The following is a 2,030-nucleotide window of genomic DNA, read 5'->3' as shown; positions in this document are numbered from 1 at the left end:
CCGCTGGGAAGTTCGGTACTGTCACTTTATCTTTCACTTCTTGTTCTGTTGTGCCTTGACCAAATGGTTTTGTGATATTTTCAAATTTCGGTTCATAAGTATCAGCGTCTTTCGGACCTACTGTTACTTTAACTTTCACAACATCTGTTGTTTTATCCGGATAAGTGATTGTTACTGGAACTTCGAATTCTCCACTTATGTTACCGTCAGGTACTTTAGTTGTGTCAACCGTTATTACTGGTTGGTCTCCTTCTTTAGGGAAATCTGGAATGCTTACTTTGCCTTTGACTTCATCCGCTGTAGTTGGAGTTCCGTATGGTTTTGTGATTTCTCCTGCAGTCGGTTCATATTTATCATTTTGCGGCTGTGGAGTCACTGTAACTTTGACTGTTACGTGATCTTTTGTGCCATCTGGATATGTGACTGTCACTGGAACTTCGAATTCACCCGGTGTTTGACCGTTTGGAACCTTAGTTGGATCATCCACTGTTACTACTGGTGTACCTTTATCCGCTGGGAAGTTTGGTACTGTGACTTTGTCTTTCACTTCTTGTTCTGTTGTGCCTTGACCAAATGGTTTTGTGATTGGTTGTGTTGTTGGTTCATACGTAACTGAATCTTTTGGTCCAACTGTTACTTTAACTTTCACAACGTCTGTTGTTTTGTCTGGATATGTGACTGTAGCTGGAACTTCAAATTCACCACTTGTTTGACCATCAGGCACTTTACTTGTGTCCACAGTAATAACTGGTTGATCGCCTTCTTTAGGGAAGTCCGGAACACTTACTTTTCCTTTTATTTCTTCTTCAGTTGTAGGTGTACCGTATGGTTTTTTAATCTCTCCTGTAGTCGGTTCATACGTGTCTGAATCTTTTGGTCTTGTTGTCACTTTCACGTTAACAATATCTGTTGTTTTATCCGGATAAGTTACTGTGGCTGGAACTTCTACTTCTCCCGGTGTTTGACCGTCTGGAATTTTTGCTTCATCTACTGTCACTGTATATGGTTGACTGTTTTCTGGATATCCTGGAACAGTCACTTTTGATTTCACTTCATCCGGTGTAGCTTTTTCACCAAAGTGTTTAGTGATTTCTCCTGCTTTAGGATCATATTTCACATTATCCGGTTGTTCACCGACTGTTACTTTCACTGTGACTTTGTCTGTTGTTTTGTCTGGGTAAGTGACGGTTACAGGTACATCAAATACGCCAGATGTTTGACCGTTCGGAATCTTAGTTGAATCATCCACTGTTACCACTGGTGTACCTTTATCCGTTGGGAAATCTGGGACTGTTACTTTGTCTTTCACTTCTTGTTCAGTTGTATTTTGACCATATGGTTTTGTGATATTTTCAAATTTCGGTTCATAAGTGTCTGAGTTTTTCGGACCTACAGTGACTTTCACATTAACTGTATCTGTTGTTTTATCCGGATAAGTCACGGTTACTGGGACTTCGAATTCTCCACTTGTTTTGCCGTCAGGGACTTTCGTTGTATCAACACTAATAACTGGTTGGTCGCCTTCTTTAGGGAAGTTTGGAATACTTACTTTATCTTTGACTTCATTTTCAGTAGTCGGTGTACCATATGGTTTTGTGATTTCTCCTGCTGTTGGTTCGTATTTATCATTTTGCGGTTGGTCTCCTACTGTTACCGGAACTTTCACATGGTCTTTTGTGCCATCTGGATATGTGACTGTTACAGGGACATCTACTGTTCCTGGTGTTTGGCCGTTTGATATTTGTGCCGGGTTATCGACTGTGACTGTCGGTGTTCCTTTATCTTTAGGGAAGTCTGGTACTGTGACTTTGTCTTTAACCTCTTGTTCAGTCGTTCCTTGACCAAATGGTTTTTTGATTGGTTGAACTGTTGGTTCGTATTTATCTTTTTGCGGTTGGTCTCCTACTGTTACCGGAACTTTCACATGATCTTTTGTGCCATCTGGATATGTGACTGTTACAGATACATCTAATGTTCCTGGTGTTTGGCCGTTTGGTATTTGTGCCGGGTTATCGACTGTGACTGTCGGT

Annotated in this window: 1 protein-coding gene; it reads right to left on the bottom strand. The window is 40.9% G+C overall.

Translation table 11 applies throughout. The annotated features are described in order from the left end of the window. Nucleotides 1-2,030, bottom strand: a 2,030-nt coding sequence (locus HMPREF3270_RS14050) for a Rib/alpha-like domain-containing protein (RefSeq protein ID WP_256324377.1), incomplete at both ends; no start/stop codon positions are given.

The sequence above is a fragment of the Staphylococcus sp. HMSC65H10 genome (assembly GCF_001839185.1).
In the GTDB taxonomy this organism is placed as follows: Bacteria; Bacillota; Bacilli; order Staphylococcales; family Staphylococcaceae; genus Staphylococcus; species Staphylococcus simulans.
Note: the sequence above shows the minus strand (reverse complement) of the source record. Positions and strands in the feature narration are given on the sequence as shown.